This is a genomic window from Methylobacterium sp. J-067 (assembly GCF_022829465.1).
Lineage (GTDB): Bacteria > Pseudomonadota > Alphaproteobacteria > Rhizobiales > Beijerinckiaceae > Methylobacterium > Methylobacterium litchii.
Genome location: NZ_JAKSXZ010000108.1, coordinates 153,490 through 169,787 on the forward strand (window position 1 = coordinate 153,490; position 16,298 = coordinate 169,787).

The window sequence follows — 16,298 nt, forward strand, 5'->3', positions numbered from 1 at the left end:
AGCGCAGCGCCGGGCCTTAGGCGTTGAGGCGGTGATAGACCTCGATCGCGTCGTTCACGTCTTCGTAGACGATGGCGCGGCCGTTGAGGAGCACGATGCCCTGCGTGCACCAGCCCCGGATGACCTCCATCGAGTGGGAGATCATGATGACGTCGGCGTGCTTGCGCCGCTGCGAGAACACCTCCTCGCAGCGTCGGGCGAAGCGCCCGTCACCCACCGACGTGACCTCGTCGATCAGGTAGCAATCGAACGGGATCGCCATGCTCATCCCGAAGGCGAGCCGGGCGTTCATGCCCGAGGAATAGGTTCGGATCGGCACGTCGAGGTAGCTGCCGAGTTCGGAGAAATCCTCAACGAAGTCGAGCACGCGCTTCGGATCCTCGCCGTAGATGCGGGCGATGAACTTGACGTTGTCGCGACCGGTCATCATCGGGTGGAAGCCGCCGCCGAAGCCGAGCGGCCAGGAGACCCGCAGGCCGCGCTTCACCACCCCCCGGGTCGGCTCCTCCGTACCCGCGATGAGCCGCATCGTGGTGGATTTGCCGGCGCCGTTGATGCCCAGGATGCCGTAGGAAATGCCCGGCTTCAGGGTGAAGGACGCCTGCTCTAGGATGGTGCGGCGATGGCCGTCCGTCTTGTAGACCTTCGTGACGTTCTCGAAGCGGATCAACGAGAGGGCCTCCGTGCCGATGCGGGCGAGCCCTGCCGGAGGAAAGAGGCGAATCTGAGGATGCCGCAGGATCTTAGAGGTGGCCCTGCGCGATGAGGCTCGCGCGGAAATCGCCCTGGTAGGTGTGTTGGCCGAGGTGATCCAGCTTCGAGTGCAGGTCGGCGTAGACCTTGCCGCCCATGTCGCGCCAGCGCCGGCAGAACGCGTAATCCTCCGACAGGTAGCGGCCCGAATCGGGGTCGACCATGCAATCGAAGAACAGCCAGTAGAGGTGGGCGAGGGGGTCCTTCTCCCGCCCGTCCGGGACGTATTGCAGCTCCGGGTAATGCCGCATCATCTTCTTGAAGACGTCGCGCTTGATCGCCATGAAGCCGGTCGTGGCCTCCGCGACTTCGATGAACCCGTCACCGTCCGTATAGGGTGGGAGCGGTTCCCGGCCCTGGCCCACGGGGTTGAAGGCGTATTGCGTGTAGCGCCGCTGGAATTCCGGGTAGGTCATGCCGGCCGGCAGGCCGTCCTGCGGCCAGTAATCGATCTTCAGCGGATAGACGCCGGAGCAGATGTCCCGGTCGGCCAGCAGGATGCGGTAGACCGCCTGCGGCGTGAAGGCGATGTCGGAATCGATCCAGAACAGGTGGGTCAGCGATTCGTCGGCCAGGAAGTCCCGCACCATTCGGTTCCGGGCGCGGGTGATCAGGCTCTCGCTGCGCATCGCCAGTTGCGTCGTCATGCCCATCTGCGAGCATGAATAGGCGAGGGCGTAGATGCTTGTGACGTAGTTCATCGACACCGCCGAGATGTAACAGGGCGTCGCGAACATCACTTTCATCGAGCGCAGCGCCGTATCCGGCAGCAGCATGAGTACGTCTCCGAGTGGCAATGCGGTCGAGAGGGGCCCATACCCTCGCTGTACCGCTTCGCGGAGCCGATCAAAAGTGTTTTCGCCGTTCTCGGCGTAAATACAATTCTGAATACTGTAGTTCGGCGACCGCAATCGGCGGTTGTGCTTCGCCGGCGACCATCATGGGCCGCCGGCGGGGGGCGGTCCTAGAAGACCTTCTGGAACCAGCCGTGCGAGTCGTTGGTGTTGCCCCGCTGGATGTCGACCAGCAGGCTGCGCAGGCGGCGCGCCACAGGGCCGGCGACGGCGTTGCCGATGGTGAAGTCGTCCTCCCGGCCGCGCACGCGGCCGATGGGCGTGATCACCGCCGCCGTGCCGCAGGCGAAGGCCTCGGTCTGGCGACCGGAGCGCACGTCCTCGCGCCATTGGTCGATGGCGTAGAGTTCCTCGCGCACGGTCAGCCCCGCCTCGCGGGCGAGGGTGATGATCGAGTCGCGCGTGATTCCGGGCAGGATGCTGTCGGACAGCGGCGGGGTCAGCAGCGTGCCGTCCTCGAAGACGAAGAACACGTTCATGCCGCCGAGTTCCTCGACGTAGCGGCGCTCGGCTGCGTCGAGGAACACCACCTGCTCGCAGCCCTTGCTCGCCGCCTCGGCCTGGGCGGCGAGGCTCGACGCGTAATTGCCGCCGCACTTGGCCGCGCCCGTGCCGCCGGGGGCGGCGCGGGTGTAATGCTCGGAGAGCCACACGGTGACGGTGCCGTTCGGGTCCTTGAAGTAGGAGCCGACCGCCGAAGCGATGGTGATGAAGAGGTATTCCGTCGCCGGCTTCACGCCGAGGAACACCTCGTTGGCGATCATGAACGGGCGCAGGTACAGGCTGCCGTCCGCCGTGTCGGGGATCCAGGTGCGGTCGATCTCCACGAGCTTGCGCTGCGCGTCGATGAACGCCTCCTCGGGAAAGGGCACCATCGCCATGCGCTCGGCCGAGCGGCGGAAGCGCTGGGCGTTCGCCTCCGGCCGGAACAGGGCGGCGCCGCCATCGGCGGTGCGGTAGGCCTTCAGGCCCTCGAAGATCTCCTGGGCGTAGTGCAGGACCGCCGCCGCCGGATCGAGGGGAATGGGGGCCCGCGCGGTGATCCGCGCATCGTGCCAGCCACGCCCCGCACTGTAGCGGGCGATGGCCATGTGGTCGGTGAACACCTTGCCGAAGCCCGGATTGGCCATCAGGGCGGCGCGGTCCTCGGCCGAGCGGGGGGCCGGGTTGGTCTCGATCTCGAACGTCAGGTCGCTCACGGTCAGGTCCTCTCGGTCGGACCCGCGCCTTCCTCACGGCGGGACGGCGCGGCTCCGGACCCATGTTCCGGCGCGCTCCCCGCGTGGGACGGGCGTCCGCAGCGGCGGGGAGCGCATCCGATGCCTTATGGCGTGGTCTGCGCCGGGACGCCACTGTCCTCCGGCACCATCGGGTCGTCGCTGAGTTGCAGGCGGCGCAGGCGGGCATAGGCGCCGCCATGCACCACGAGGTCGTCGTGCCGGCCGGTCTCGATGACGCGTCCGGCCTCCATCACCGCGATCAGCCCCGCATCGCGCACGGTGGAGAGGCGGTGGGCGATGACGAGGACGGTGCGCCCGCGCATCAGCCGGGCCAGCGCCTCCTGCACGAGGCGCTCCGACTCCGAATCGAGGGCGGAGGTCGCCTCGTCGAGGAGGAGGATCGGCGCGTCCTTCAGGAAGGCGCGGGCGAGCGCGATGCGCTGGCGCTCGCCGCCGGAGAGCCGCCCGCCGCCGGAGCCGACGCGAAACGCGTAGCCCCCCGGCAAAGCGGAGACGAAGCCGTGCGCCGCCGCCGCCTCGGCCGCCGCCTCGATCTCAGCCTGCGAGGCGCCGGGGCGTCCGAAGCCGATGTTGGCGGCGATGGTGTCGTCGAACAGCACGACCTCCTGCGAGACGACGGCCACCGCCGCCCGCAGGGAGGAGAGGGTGACGCTGCGCACGTCCTGCCCGTCGATCAGCACGCGGCCGGCATCGACGTCGTAAAGCCGGGGCACGAGATTCAGCAGGCTCGACTTGCCCGAACCGGAACGGCCGACGAGGGCCGTCACGCCGCCCGCCGGGGCGGTGAGGTCGATGCCTTCCAGGGCCGGCGCGTCGGCGCGGTAGCGGAAGCGCACCGCCTCGAAGCGGATCTCGCCCGCGCCGACCCTGAGCGGCACCGCGCCCGGCGCCTCGCGGATCGTGGGCGCCTCGTCCATCAGGTCGAAGTAGCGCCGCAGCGCCGCCGCCGCCTCCTGCAGGATGGCGTTAAGGTTGCCGAGCGCCCGCGCCGGCTGGGCGGCGAGCAGCAGCGCGGCGACGTAGCCGGTGAAATCACCGACCGTGCGGTCGCCGTTCAGCACCCGCTGGCCGACGAGGACCAGCACCACCGCCACCGCGAGGCCGCCGCCGATTTCGAGGAGCGGATCGAGCCGTCCCCGCGCGTTGGCCGCCTTCATCTTCAGGCGGCGGACCTCATCGAGGGATTCGGCCGCGCGGCCCTTCAGGTAGCCCTCCATGGCGAAGGTCTTGGCGACGCGGGCGCCCTGCAGGCTCTCGGAGATGAGGCTCGCGGTGGCGCCCATCTGCTCCTGCGTCGAGGTGGAGACCTTCCGCAGCTTCTTGCCGATCTTGCCGATGGGCCCGGCGACGAAGGGCACGGTGACGCCCGCGACCAGGGTCAGGATCGGGTCCATCCAGAGAAGGGCGGCCACGAGCCCGACCAGCATGGCGATGTCGCGCAGGAGCACCGTCGAGATGCGGGTCAGCGCCTCCTTGATGAAGGCGAAATCGGTGGTGAAGCGCTGGGTGAGCGCGGCGGGGCTTTCCCGCCCAAGCTGGGCGAGGTCGGCCTCGATGAGGTGCCCGTAGAGGGCGGCCTGCATGTCGGCCTCAACGCGGGTGACGACCTTGTTGGTCAGTACTGTCTGTCCGTAGAGGGCGAAGCCGCGCAGAGACGTGACGAGCACCACGATGACCGGCCCGTACGCGATGGCCGAGGCGTCCTTGCGGTCGAACGCGTCGAAGGCTGCCTTGATGAGCGCCGGGTAGAGCCCCGTCGAGGCGCCGACTACGGCGATCAGCACCAGGACAATGGCGAGGACCGCGCGGTGGGGGGAAAGCCATTCCCGCCACAGCCGGGCGAGCAGGGGGGCCGTGTCGCCGGGCAGGCGTGCCATGGAAAGTCCGGTTCGAACCTCGTCGCCGGCCCGGGAAGCGGGGCGGCGGAGGCGGTGTGACGCCCCCGCCGCTGCGGATCAAGTCATTCCGGCAGAAAGCCGACTCAGCGACCGTCGCCCTCCGGCCCGTGCTCGTCGTCGCGATCATGGTGGTGATGGCGCCAGCCCGGCCCGCCCATCGGCCCCATCGGACGCGACAGGATCAGCGCGCGGCGCTTCTGGTCCTGATCGAGGCTCGCGTAGAGCGGCTGCGTCGCATCGGCGAGCTTGCGCAGGGCGTCGGCCCGCGCGGAGGCCATGTCGGCCATGGCCCGCAGGGCGGCGGGCGCATCGTCGGCGAAGCGCGGTCCGTTCTCCATCGCGGCCCGGCGCTGCTGGCGCATCTTGGCCATGTCGTGCATCGCGGCCTCGACCGGCGGCCAGAGCTTTTCCTGATCGGGCGTCAGCTTGAGGCCGGCATGGATCGCGGCGATCCGAGCATCGGCGAAGGCGGCGCGGTCTTCCGGCGTCAGGGCGCTCCAGCGGCCATGCATTCCGCCGTGATGCCGGTCATGCGCCCAGGCGGCCCCCGCGAGCCCGAAGCCGACGAGGCCGGTGGCGAGCAGGGCGGTGGTGCGACGGGACATCGTGATCTCCTCGTGGTTCGGGACAGGCGCCGAAACGCGCGTCCGACCGCCATCAGGCGCCGGCGATGTATCCACCTTGTGTATGTAATAGTGTTACATTATCAGGCCGCGATGGCAGGGAGACTCGCGGTGCGTGGATTGGTGCGGATGGCGGCTGTGATCGCCCTCGTTCTGGGGTCGGGGTGCTCGGCCTTCGCGGAGGACGGGCCCGTGCGCGCGGTGGCGACCTTCTCGATTCTCGGAGACCTCGTGCGGCAGGTCGGCGGGCGCCACGTCGAGGTGACGACCTTGGTCGGGCCGGGCTCGGACGTCCATACCTTCAACCCCGCGCCGGGGGATGCGCGGACGCTCGCGAAGGCGGACATCGTCTTCGTGAACGGGCTCGGCCTCGAAGGCTGGATCGAGCGGCTGATCCGCGCCTCCGGCACGAAGGCCCCCATCGTCATCGCGAGCCGGGGCGTCCCAACCATCGCGGAGGCCGATCCGCACGCCCATGCCGGCCACGGGCACGACGACATCGATCCCCATGCCTGGCAGAGTGTCGCGAACGTGAAGATCTACGTCGCTAACATCCGCGAAGGGCTGGCGAAGGTCGATCCGGCCCATGCCGCCGACTATGCCGCCGCCGCGACGGCATACGAGGCCAAGCTCGACGCCCTCGACCGGGACGTGCGCGCCGCCCTCGAGCGGATCCCGCCGCAGAACCGCCGGCTCATCACCACGCACGATGCGTTCGGCTATTTCGGCTCGGCATATGGGCTGACGATCCTGGCGCCGCAGGGCCTCTCCACGGAGAGCGAGGCGAGCCCGCGCGACGTGGCCAAGATCATCACCCAGATCCGCAAGGAGAAGGTGCCGGCGGTGTTCCTCGAAACCGTGACCGACCCGCGCCAGATGGAGCGCATCGCCCGCGAGAGCGGCGCCCGGATCGGCGGCGAGGTCTATTCGGACGCGCTCTCCCCGCCGGACGGCCCGGCGCCGACCTATCTCGCGATGATCGCCGCGAACGTGAAGGCCTTCGAGACCGCCCTAGCGCCGCGCTGAGGAAGCCGGGTGGGCTGACACAGCGTAAACCAATGGTTAAGAGGCCCGCCCTACCTTGAGGAGGGAGGGTGCCGGCCGAACCTCGACCGTGAGGTCTCCCGGGCCTGAAGTCATGGGAGAACGCGTGGCTTGGGGGCCTGATGGCTGGGGGCCTGACCGCTGGCGATTGTACCGGCTGGTCGGGCGGGAGGTCGCGCGCACCGCGCGGGCCGCCGCCGCGCGCGTCAGTGCGCCGCCCGCAATCCTCGCGCGTGTCCGCGTCGGCGCCCTGGTGATCGCGCCGCAGGATCTGCGTACCTCCGACGCGACCTTCGCCGACGACATCTATGCCGGGCTCTTCGTCTTCGCGGGCCGCTCCCTCGCGGCCGGCGGCGGCTCGCCCTTCGATTACGCGCCGCCCTCGCCGGAATGGGCGGACGAGCTCTACGGCTTTGGCTGGCTGCGCCACCTGCGCGCGGCGGACACGGCGCTGGCCCGCGCCAACGCCCGCAGCTTCGTCTCCGATTTCATCGCCGGCCGGGGCGATCCGGTCCTGGCACGGCAGACGCCCGTCGCCGCGCGGCGGTTGATCTCGTTCCTGTGCCAGTCGCCCCTGGTGCTGGAAGGGGCCGATCACGGCTTCTACGACAGCTTCCTGCGGGCCATCGGCCGCAACGCGCAGCAGTTGGAGCGCGACCTGCGCAAGGGCGTGATGCCGGCCGCGCGGCTGAACGCGGCGGTGGCGCTCTGCTACGCCGGCCTGTGCTGCGAGGGGATCCAGTCGATCCTGCGCCGGGCGACGCGGGTGCTCTCGCGCGAACTGGAACGGCAGATCCTGGCCGATGGCGGCCACCGCTCGCGCAATCCGCGCTTCGGCATGGAGTTGCTGCTCGATCTCCTGCCCCTGCGGCAGGCCTTCCTCAGCCGCTCCGTCGAGCCGCCGGCCGCTTTGCTGCGCGCCATCGACCGAATGCTGCCGCTGCTGCGGCTGCTGCGCCACCCGGATGCCTCGCTCAGCCACTTCAACGGCATGGGCGCCACCGACGCGGACCACCTCGCGACGCTCCTCGTTTACGACGACACGTTCGGGCGGCCGATGATGCACGCCCCCAATTCCGGCTACGAACGGATGGAGGGCGGGCGCGTCGTCCTCACCGCCGATGTCGGGGCCTGCGCGCCGCTGCCCTACTCAGTGAGCGCCGGGGCGGGCTGCCTGTCCTTCGAGATGTCGAGCGGGCCGCAGCGGATCGTCGTGAATTGCGGCCTGCCGGCGAGCGGGCCGGACATGCGCCTCCTCGCGCGCTCGACGGCGGCGCATTCCACCGCGACGGTGTCGGATGCCTCCTCCTGCCGCTTCGTGGTGAAATCGGGCTGGTGGTGGGAGCGGCGCATGAGCGCCTGGATCAGCCGCCGGATGGGCCCCGTGGTGCTGCGCGGGCCGCTGGCTGTCGCCGCCGAGCGCGACGAGCAGGCGGACGGCATCGTCCTCGCCGCCCGGCACGACGGCTACCTGCAGGAATTCGGGCTTGTTCACGAACGGCGCTGGCACCTCCTGTCAGAGGAGGGGCGCCTCGAAGGGCACGATGCCTTCATGCGCCAGGGCAAGGGCGCGACCTCCCGCCTGCCGGGGCGCACGCGCGGGCTCTCCGTGGCGGTGCGCTTCCACATCCATCCCGCCATCGCCGTGCGCCATGTGCCCGGCGGGATCGAGCTCGCCTCCGCGCTCGGCGAGGTCTGGCTGTTCGATGCCGAGGGCGCCGAAGTGCGCATCGAGGAGAGCGTCTACTTCGCCGGCCTCAGCGGGCCGCGTCGCACCGACCAGATCGTACTCTACCTCGCCGTCACCGACGCGGCCGAGGTGCGCTGGACCTTCGCCCGCCTCGCGGATGGCACCCGCTGAGGGTTTCAGCGGCGGGGGAGGGTCATCCGCCGAGGCTGGCCGCGCGCGGCGGTTCCATGGTAGCGCACCGCGACATACAATTACTTCGGCACGACCCATGACCCACGATCACGTGCGGGTGTCCCGCGCGCTCCTGTCCGTTTCCGACAAGGCCGGCCTCGTCGACTTCGCCCGCGCCCTCGACACGCGCGGCATCGCGCTGGTCTCGACGGGCGGGACCTTCAAGGCGCTAAAGGAGGCTGGTATCCCGGTCACGGAGGTGGCGGACCTCACCGGCTTCCCGGAGATGATGGATGGGCGGGTGAAGACCCTGCACCCGGCGGTCCATGGCGGCCTGCTCGCGATCCGCGACAACCCGGAGCATCAGGCGGCGCTGGCCGCGCACGGGATCGGCGCCATCGACCTCCTCGTGGTGAACCTCTACCCGTTCGAGGCGACGATCGCGGCCGACAAGCCCGAAGAGGATTGCATCGAGAACATCGACATCGGCGGCCCGGCGATGATCCGCGCGGCGGCCAAGAACCACGCCGACGTGGCGGTTGTGACCGACGTCTCGGATTACGGCACGGTCCTCGACGCCCTGGAGGCCGGCGACGGCACGCTCGGCTTCGCCCTACGCCGCAAGCTGGCGCAGAAGGCCTATGCCCGCACCGCCTCCTACGACGCGGCCATCGCCAACTGGATGACGACGCGGTTCGAGGTGGACGAGCCGCAGCCCTTCCGCGCCTTCGGCGGCAGCCTCGCCCAGGGGCTGCGCTACGGCGAGAACCCGCACCAGAGCGCCGCCTTCTACCGCTCGCCCGGCATCCCGCGCGCGGGCGTGGCGACCGCCCGGCAGCTTCAGGGCAAGGAGTTGTCCTTCAACAATTTCAACGACACGGACGCCGCCTACGAATGCGTCGCGGAGTTCGACTCGGCCCGCACGGCGGCGGTGGCGATCATCAAGCACGCCAACCCCTGCGGCGTGGCCGAGGGCGGGAGCCTGCTCGAAGCCTACGAGCGGGCGCTCGCCTGCGATCCGGTCTCGGCCTTCGGCGGCATCGTCGCCCTGAACCGGACCCTCGACGCCGAGGCCGCGCGCAAGATCGTGGAGATCTTCACCGAGGTCATCATCGCCCCCGGGGCGAGCGAGGAGGCCATCGCCATCCTCGCGGGCAAGAAGAACCTGCGCCTGCTCCTCGCCGGCGGCCTTCCCGACCCGCGCGCCCCCGGTGTCACGGTGCGGACGCTCTCGGGCGGCCTGCTCGTCCAGGGCCGCGACGCGGTGGTGGTCGATGAGATGCCGTTCCAGGTCGTCACCAAGCGGGCGCCGACCGAGGCCGAGGCCTCCGACATGCGCTTCGCCTACCGCGTCGCCAAGCACGTGAAGTCGAACGCCATCGTCTACGTGAAGGACGGCGCAACGGTGGGCGTCGGCGCCGGGCAGATGTCGCGGGTCGATTCCTCGCGCATCGCCGCCTGGAAGGCCCGCGAGGGCGCCGACCGGCTCGGCCTCGCCGAGAGCCTCGCCAAGGGGGCGGTGGTCGCCTCCGACGCGTTCTTCCCCTTCGCGGACGGCCTGCTCGCCGCCGCCGAGGCCGGGGCCACGGCGGTGATCCAGCCGGGCGGCTCCATGCGCGACAACGAAGTGATCGCCGCCGCCGACGAGGCGGGGCTGGCGATGGTCTTCACCGGGCACCGCCACTTCCGGCACTGAAACGAAGACTCCCTCGCACCGTGGGGCTGGGCGAGGGGGTCGATCTCAAGTCCGGCGATCAGGCCAGGAGATCCCGGTCCTTGGTCTCGGGGATGAAGATCAGGCCCACCACGAAGGTGAAGAGCGCGATCACGATCGGGTACCAGAGGCCGTAGTAGATGTCGCCGGTCTGGGCCACCATCGCGAAGGCGGTGGCGGGCAGGAGACCGCCGAACCAGCCGTTGCCGATGTGGTAGGGCAGCGACATCGAGGTGTAGCGGATCCGGCTCGGGAACAGCTCCACCAGCGCGGCGGCGATCGGGCCGTAGACCATCGTCACGTAGACCGCGAGGATGAACAGGATCCCGATCACCGCGAGCTTCTGGCTCGTGAAGATGTCGAGCGGATGCGCGGCCTTGATCACGGTCGGGTTCGCCGTGGCCGAGGGGTAGCCCGCCACGGTGAGCGCCGCCGACACCGACTTGGCGAAGGCCGGATCAGCCACGGGGAAGTCCTTCCCCTTGACGGTGACGACGGTCGGCGTCCCGGCCGACTGGTTCTCGGTCGTGTAGTTCACGGCCGAGCGGGCGAGCAGCGCCTTGGCGACGTCGCACTCCTTCGTGAACTTGGCCGTGCCGACCGGGTTGAACTGGAACGAGCAATCGGCGGTGTGGGTCTTCACCACCACCGGCACGTCCGTCTGGGCCGCGTGCAGCGCCGGGTTGGCGCTGGCTGTCAGCATGTTGAACAGCGGGAAGTAGGTAAGGGCCGCGAGGAGGCAGCCACCGAGGATGATCGGCTTGCGGCCGACCTTGTCCGAGAGCGCGCCGAAGACGAGGAACCCGCCCGTCACCGCGAGCAGCGACCACGCCACCATCACGTTGGCGGTGAACTGATCGACCTTCAGGATGCTCTGCAGGAAGAACAGCGCGTAGAACTGGCCGGTGTACCAGACCACCGCCTGGCCGGCGGTGAGGCCGAGCAGCGCCAGCAGTGCCCACTTGGCGTTCTTCCACTGGCCGAAGGCCTCCGAGAGCGGCGCCTTCGAATGGGTGCCCTCTTCCTTCATCTTCTTGAAGGCCGGGCTCTCGCTCATCTGAAGGCGGATCCAGACCGAGACCGCGAGCAGCGCCACCGACACGAGGAACGGGATGCGCCAGCCCCACACCTGGAAGGCGGTGAGCGTGCTCGTGGTGCCGTCGGCGTTGGTGATCGTGGTGGCCGCAAACGCGCTGTTCACATAGCCCTGCGTCGACAGGATGATGATCAGCGAGAGCAGCAGGCCCAGCGTCGCGGTCGCCTGGATGAACGAGGTGTAGAAGCCCCGCCGGCCGACGGGCGCGTGCTCGGCAACGTAGACCGCCGCGCCGCCGTACTCACCGCCGAGCGCCAGACCCTGGAGCATCCGCAGGACGAGCAGCGACACGGGCGCGACCCAGCCGATCCCGTAGGCGTTCATCGTGTTGTAGGAGGGCAGCAGGCCGACCGCGAAGGTCGAGATGCCCATGATGAGGATGGTGACGAGGAACGTGTGCTTGCGGCCCACGAGGTCGCCGAGGCGTCCGAACACCAGGGCGCCGAAGGGGCGCACGATGAAGCCGGCGGCGAAGGCGAGAAGGGCGAAGATGTTGCGCGTGGCTTCCGGATAGGCCGAGAAGAACTGCGCTCCGATCACGGTTGCGAGGGAGCCGTAGAGGAAGAAGTCGTACCATTCGAAGACGGTGCCGAGCGACGAGGCCAGGATGACCTTCTTCTCGCCCGCCGTCATCGGCCTTACGGTCTCTCCGGCCCGCGGTAACGCGGCTGCCATTGCCATCTGTCGTGCCCTCCCAGGTGAATGACGACGCCTTTGCGGCGCGGTCTGCGTTTTTCGCAGATCACCCATGCGTTACATCACGTGCGCGGCGGGCCCAACAGATAAAGCATTCGTGAATCCCAACTATCAACACAACAGACACAAAGCGTAATCGGACAGTGGAACGAAGAAGGGGCGCGGTTTGCGCCGCGCCCCTTTTGTCATTCTTCAAAGGATTAACGTCGATCAGTGAGCGTGGGCACCCACGGCGCCGATGCCGGTCTCGGAGCGCACGAACTGCGCCTCGAACGCCGCCCGCTCCCGTTGGGCGCGGCGGGTCCTGTCCATCAGCGACACGATCCAGATCGTCGCGAAGGCCAGCGGCATCGAGAACAGGGCCGGGTTGTCGTAGGGGAACAGCGCCACCGGATGGCCGAAGGTCGTGACCCACACGGCCTTCGAGAGCACCACCATCACCACCGCCGCCGTCAGGCCCACGAGGCCGCCCGCGAGGGCACCCCAGGTCGTGGTGCCGCGCCAGAGGATCGACATCGCCAGCACGGGGAAGTTGCAGCTCGCGGCCACCGAGAAGGCGAGGCCGACCATGAAGGCGACGTTCTGGTTCTCGAAGATGTAGCCTAGCACGATCGCCACGATGCCGATGACCACGGCGGCGATCTTGGACAGGTTGACCTCGTGCTTCTCGGTGGTGCGCCCGCGGGCGATCACCTGGGCGTAGAGGTCGTGGCTCACCGCGGAGGCGCCGGCGAGCGTCAGGCCCGCCACCACCGCGAGGATCGTCGCGAAGGCCACCGCCGAGATGAAGCCCAGGAAGTACGGGCCGCCGACCGCGTTGGCGAGGTTCACGGCGACCATGTTGGTGCCGCCGATCATGTCCTTGAGCTTGTCGAACGCCCCGCCCGCGCCGAGCTTGAAGTAGCTCGGGTCCGACATCAGCAGCGCGATGCCGCCGAAGCCGATGATGAAGGTCAGGATGTAGAAGTAACCGATCAGGCCGGTGGCGTAGAACACCGACTTGCGGGCGGCCTGCGCGTCGGACACCGTGAAGAACCGCATCAGGATATGCGGCAGGCCGGCGGTTCCGAACATCAGGCCGACGCCGAGGGAGATCGCCTCGACCGGGTTCGACACGAGGCCGCCTGGCGCCATGATCGCATCACCCTTCGGGTGGACGTCCACGGCCTTCTTGAACAGGATCTCGGGGTTGAACCCGTAATTGTAGAGCACCGCGCCGGCCATGAAGGTCGCGCCGCCGAGCAGCAGGCACGCCTTGATCACCTGCACCCAGGTGGTCGCCTTCATGCCGCCGAAGGCGACGTAGACGATCATCAGCACGCCGACGATCACCACCGCGTAGAGGTAGGGCAGGCCGAACAGGAGCTGGATCAGCTTACCCGCGCCGACCATCTGGGCGATCAGGTAGAACGCCACCACCACCAGGGTGCCCACCGCCGAGATGATGCGGATGGCGGTCTGGTCGAGGCGGAAGCTCGCCACGTCGGCGAAGGTGAACTTGCCGAGGTTGCGCAGCCGCTCCGCGATCAGGAACAACACGATCGGCCAGCCGACGAGGAAGCCCGTCGAGTAGATCAGCCCGTCGAAGCCGGAGGTGTAGACGAGGCCCGAAATGCCGAGGAACGAGGCGGCCGACATGTAGTCGCCCGCGATGGCCAACGCATTGGTGCCCGCCGAGATGCCGCCGCCGGCGGCGTAGAAGTCCGCCGCCGACTTGGTGCCCTTGGCCGCCTTGTAGGTGATGCCGAGCGTCAGCAGCACGAAGAACAGGAACATGCCGATGGCGGGCCAGTTCGTGGCCGATTGCTGAACGGCGCCGAGATCCGGCCCGGCCGCATAGGCCGCCGTCGCCGCCATGGTGGCCAGGGTCAGGCCGAGGAAGAGGGGAGCGTGGCGCATCAGCGGGCGACCTTGCGCTTGAGGGCGTCGCTCAGGGCGTCGAAGCGCGTATTCGCGCGGGCGACGTAGATGCCGGTGAGCAGGAACGCGAAGACAATAACGAAGACGCCGAGGAACAGGCCGAGCGAGGCCGTGCCGCCGCCGACCTTGATCGCCATCACCGACTTGTCGAACGCGATGAGTCCGATGAAGCCGAAATAGACCACCAGCATCAGGCCGGTGAGGATCCAGCCGAACTTCGTGCGCTCGGCCACGAGCTGCTGGAATTCCGGCGTCCGGGCGACGCGTTCCAATTGCGGATCGACGGTGTCCAAGCCCGTCGCTCCTATGGGCGTGACGTTCGCCCCCAGACGTCCAACCGTTGACCCACTCATCGAACCATCCTCCCGGGAAGGCGCTTTGGCCTTCCACTCCCTGGTCACGCTTTGGCGTGTTCGCTCTCGTTAGTGGGGGCGGCCGCCTCTCCGGCGACCGCCCCATGTGCTTGCCCACGCGATGTGGGAAAGATCAGCCCCGGTTCTGCCGGTTGTCGATCAGGTCATCGACGACCGCCGGGTCGGCGAGCGTCGAGGTGTCGCCGAGCGAGCCGAAATCGTCCTCCGCGATCTTGCGCAGGATGCGGCGCATGATCTTGCCGGAGCGGGTCTTCGGCAGGCCGGGGGCGAACTGGATTAGGTCGGGCGAGGCGATCGGCCCGATATCCTTGCGCACCCAGGCGACGAGTTCTTTGCGGAGCCCGTCGTCGCCATCCTCGCCCTCGTTCAGAGTCACGTAGGCGTAGATGCCCTGGCCCTTCACGTTGTGCGGATAGCCGACTACCGCCGCCTCGGAGACCTTCGGGTGCGCGACGAGGGAGGATTCCACCTCCGCCGTGCCCATCCGGTGGCCCGACACGTTGATGACGTCGTCCACGCGTCCGGTGATCCAGTAATAGCCGTCCGCGTCGCGGCGGGCGCCGTCACCGGTGAAGTACTTGCCGGGATAGGTCGAGAAGTAGGTCTGTTCGAACCGCTCGTGGTCGCCGTAGACCGTCCGCATCTGGCCTGGCCAGGAGTCGGTGATGCAGAGGTTGCCCTCGCAGGCGCCCTGGAGGGGCTTGCCCTCGGCATCGACCATCTCCGGCTGCACGCCGAAGAACGGGCGCGTGGCCGAGCCCGGCTTCAGGGGGGTGGCGCCCGGAAGTGGGGTGATGAGGATGCCGCCGGTCTCGGTCTGCCACCACGTGTCCACGATGGCGCAGCGGCTGTCGCCGACGACCTTGTAGTACCATTCCCAGGCTTCCGGGTTGATCGGCTCGCCGACCGACCCCAGCACCCGCAGGCTCTGGCGGGATGTCTTCTTCACCGGCGCCTCGCCGCCGCCCATGAGGGAGCGGATGGCCGTCGGCGCCGTGTAAAAGATGTTGACCTTGTGCTTGTCCACGACGTCCCAGAAGCGGGAGTTCGACGGATAGGTCGGGATGCCCTCGAACATCAGCGTCGTCGCGCCGTTCGCGAGCGGCCCGTACACGATGTAGCTGTGGCCCGTGACCCAGCCGACATCGGCCGTGCACCAGTAGACGTCGCCCTCGCGGTAATCGAAGACGTATTCGTGGGTCATGGAGGCGTAGACGAGGTAGCCGCCCGTGGTGTGCACCACGCCCTTCGGCTGGCCCGTCGAGCCCGAGGTGTAGAGGATGAAGAGCGGGTGCTCCGCCTCCACCGGCTCGGCCGGGCACTCGTCCGTCACCTGCTCGGCAGCCTCGTCGAAGTAGACGTCGCGGCCGGGCTCCATGGCGACGCCGCCGCCGGTGCGGCGCACGACGATGACATGATCGACGATCGGCGTGCCGAGGCGCTTGATCGCCTCGTCCACGTTGGCCTTGAGCGGCACCTTGCGGCCGCCGCGCAGACCTTCGTCGGCGGTGATGACCAGCTTCGAGCCGCAGCCCTGGATGCGCTGGGCCAGGGAATCCGGCGAGAAGCCACCGAACACGATGGCGTGGATCGCCCCGAGACGGGCGCAGGCGAGCATCGCGTAGGCCGCTTCAGGGATCATCGGCAGATAGAGGGTGACGCGGTCGCCCTTCTCGACGCCGCGGTTGCGCAGCACGTTGGCCCAGCGGCAGACCTGCGCATGCAACTCGCGATAGGTGATGTGCTTGGACTCGTCCGGGTTGTCGCCTTCCCAGATGATCGCCGTCTGCTCGCCGCGCGTTTCGAGATGACGATCGACGCAATTGTAGGCGACGTTGGTCTTGCCGTCCTCGAACCACTTGATCGAGACATTGCCGGGTTCGAAGCTGGTGTTCTTGACGCGCGTATACGGCGTCATCCAGTCAATCCGCTTGCCGTGCTCGCTCCAGAAGGCGTCGGGATCCGTGACCGACGCCTGATACATCTCGCGATACTTGGCATCATCGACGAGGGCGCCCTCGCGCCACGCGTCCTGGACTTCGACGACCCTGCCTTCCATCGTGTTTCATCCCTGTTTTGGTGCCTGATCGTATCGCGGTTCAGACCGCGCAGCCAGGACTTCCAAAGTCGTGTAGCGTCATGAAGGCCGCTCCGGTAACCCCGGATCATCCCCCTGCGCACAAGAACCGACCGGCTCGATTTAAATTGAGCGCAATGGAAACGT

The 16,298-nt window shown here is 68.5% G+C and carries 12 protein-coding genes; 3 read left to right on the forward strand and 9 right to left on the reverse strand.

The window, feature by feature from the left end; all coding sequences use genetic code 11:
• Positions 1-16: 16 nt before the first annotated feature.
• From MKK52_RS14685 to MKK52_RS14705, 5 genes are all read right to left on the reverse strand, one after another.
• Positions 17-670, reverse strand: a complete 654-nt coding sequence (locus MKK52_RS14685; protein ID WP_243954981.1) for an ABC transporter ATP-binding protein — start codon at positions 668-670, stop codon at positions 17-19.
• A gap of 73 nt (positions 671-743) precedes the next feature.
• Positions 744-1,529: a hypothetical protein gene (locus MKK52_RS14690; RefSeq protein ID WP_243954983.1), complete on the reverse strand. Its 786-nt coding sequence runs from the start codon at positions 1,527-1,529 to the stop codon at positions 744-746.
• A 188-nt stretch (positions 1,530-1,717) separates the two neighbouring features.
• Positions 1,718-2,806, reverse strand: a complete 1,089-nt coding sequence (locus tag MKK52_RS14695; RefSeq protein WP_409564669.1) for a branched-chain amino acid aminotransferase — start codon at positions 2,804-2,806, stop codon at positions 1,718-1,720.
• Between the two features lie 125 nt (positions 2,807-2,931).
• Positions 2,932-4,725, reverse strand: coding sequence for an ABC transporter ATP-binding protein (locus tag MKK52_RS14700; protein ID WP_243954985.1), 1,794 nt, complete (start codon positions 4,723-4,725; stop codon positions 2,932-2,934).
• Positions 4,726-4,829: 104 nt separating this feature from the next.
• A complete protein-coding gene (locus MKK52_RS14705; RefSeq protein ID WP_243954987.1) occupies positions 4,830-5,351 on the reverse strand; it encodes a Spy/CpxP family protein refolding chaperone in 522 nt (173 codons plus the stop codon).
• A gap of 147 nt (positions 5,352-5,498) precedes the next feature.
• On the opposite strand from MKK52_RS14705, the gene MKK52_RS14710 reads away from it, so the two are divergent.
• From MKK52_RS14710 to purH, 3 genes are all read left to right on the forward strand, one after another.
• Positions 5,499-6,395, forward strand: coding sequence for a metal ABC transporter solute-binding protein, Zn/Mn family (locus MKK52_RS14710; RefSeq protein ID WP_243954989.1), 897 nt, complete (start codon positions 5,499-5,501; stop codon positions 6,393-6,395).
• A 124-nt stretch (positions 6,396-6,519) separates the two neighbouring features.
• Positions 6,520-8,274 carry a heparinase II/III family protein gene (locus tag MKK52_RS14715; RefSeq protein ID WP_409564670.1) on the forward strand — a complete coding sequence of 585 codons (1,755 nt, stop codon included), beginning with the start codon at positions 6,520-6,522 and terminating at the stop codon, positions 8,272-8,274.
• A gap of 97 nt (positions 8,275-8,371) precedes the next feature.
• Entirely contained in the window at positions 8,372-9,970 is a 1,599-nt protein-coding gene (gene purH, locus MKK52_RS14720) for a bifunctional phosphoribosylaminoimidazolecarboxamide formyltransferase/IMP cyclohydrolase (protein ID WP_243954993.1), read from the forward strand.
• Between the two features lie 58 nt (positions 9,971-10,028).
• Here purH and MKK52_RS14725 read toward each other — a convergent pair whose 3' ends face one another.
• From MKK52_RS14725 to acs, 4 genes are all read right to left on the reverse strand, one after another.
• The gene (locus tag MKK52_RS14725; protein WP_409564671.1) at positions 10,029-11,717 is read right to left on the reverse strand and encodes an MFS transporter; all 1,689 of its coding nucleotides are present in this window, start codon (positions 11,715-11,717) and stop codon (positions 10,029-10,031) included.
• A gap of 273 nt (positions 11,718-11,990) precedes the next feature.
• Complete coding sequence (locus tag MKK52_RS14730) at positions 11,991-13,679, reverse strand: cation acetate symporter (protein WP_243954997.1); 1,689 nt, start codon at positions 13,677-13,679, stop codon at positions 11,991-11,993.
• Entirely contained in the window at positions 13,679-14,053 is a 375-nt protein-coding gene (locus tag MKK52_RS14735; protein WP_243954999.1) for a DUF485 domain-containing protein, read from the reverse strand. The genes MKK52_RS14730 and MKK52_RS14735 overlap by 1 nt, the downstream gene beginning before the upstream one ends.
• A 133-nt stretch (positions 14,054-14,186) precedes the next feature.
• Positions 14,187-16,133 (reverse strand): acetate--CoA ligase, encoded by a 1,947-nt coding sequence (gene acs, locus MKK52_RS14740; protein WP_243955001.1) that lies wholly within the window; start codon positions 16,131-16,133, stop codon positions 14,187-14,189.
• Between the last annotated feature and the right edge of the window lie 165 nt (positions 16,134-16,298).

Coding starts and splice junctions, on each gene's coding strand:
- MKK52_RS14690 (WP_243954983.1), bottom strand. CDS start 1,529: ATGCTGCTGCCGGATACGGCGCTGCGCTCGATGAAAGTGATGTTCGCG.
- MKK52_RS14700 (WP_243954985.1), bottom strand. CDS start 4,725: ATGGCACGCCTGCCCGGCGACACGGCCCCCCTGCTCGCCCGGCTGTGG.
- MKK52_RS14705 (WP_243954987.1), bottom strand. CDS start 5,351: ATGTCCCGTCGCACCACCGCCCTGCTCGCCACCGGCCTCGTCGGCTTC.
- MKK52_RS14710 (WP_243954989.1), top strand. CDS start 5,499: ATGGCGGCTGTGATCGCCCTCGTTCTGGGGTCGGGGTGCTCGGCCTTC.
- purH (WP_243954993.1), top strand. CDS start 8,372: ATGACCCACGATCACGTGCGGGTGTCCCGCGCGCTCCTGTCCGTTTCC.
- MKK52_RS14725 (WP_409564671.1), bottom strand. CDS start 11,717: ATGACGGCGGGCGAGAAGAAGGTCATCCTGGCCTCGTCGCTCGGCACC.
- MKK52_RS14730 (WP_243954997.1), bottom strand. CDS start 13,679: ATGCGCCACGCTCCCCTCTTCCTCGGCCTGACCCTGGCCACCATGGCG.
- MKK52_RS14735 (WP_243954999.1), bottom strand. CDS start 14,053: ATGAGTGGGTCAACGGTTGGACGTCTGGGGGCGAACGTCACGCCCATA.
- acs (WP_243955001.1), bottom strand. CDS start 16,133: ATGGAAGGCAGGGTCGTCGAAGTCCAGGACGCGTGGCGCGAGGGCGCC.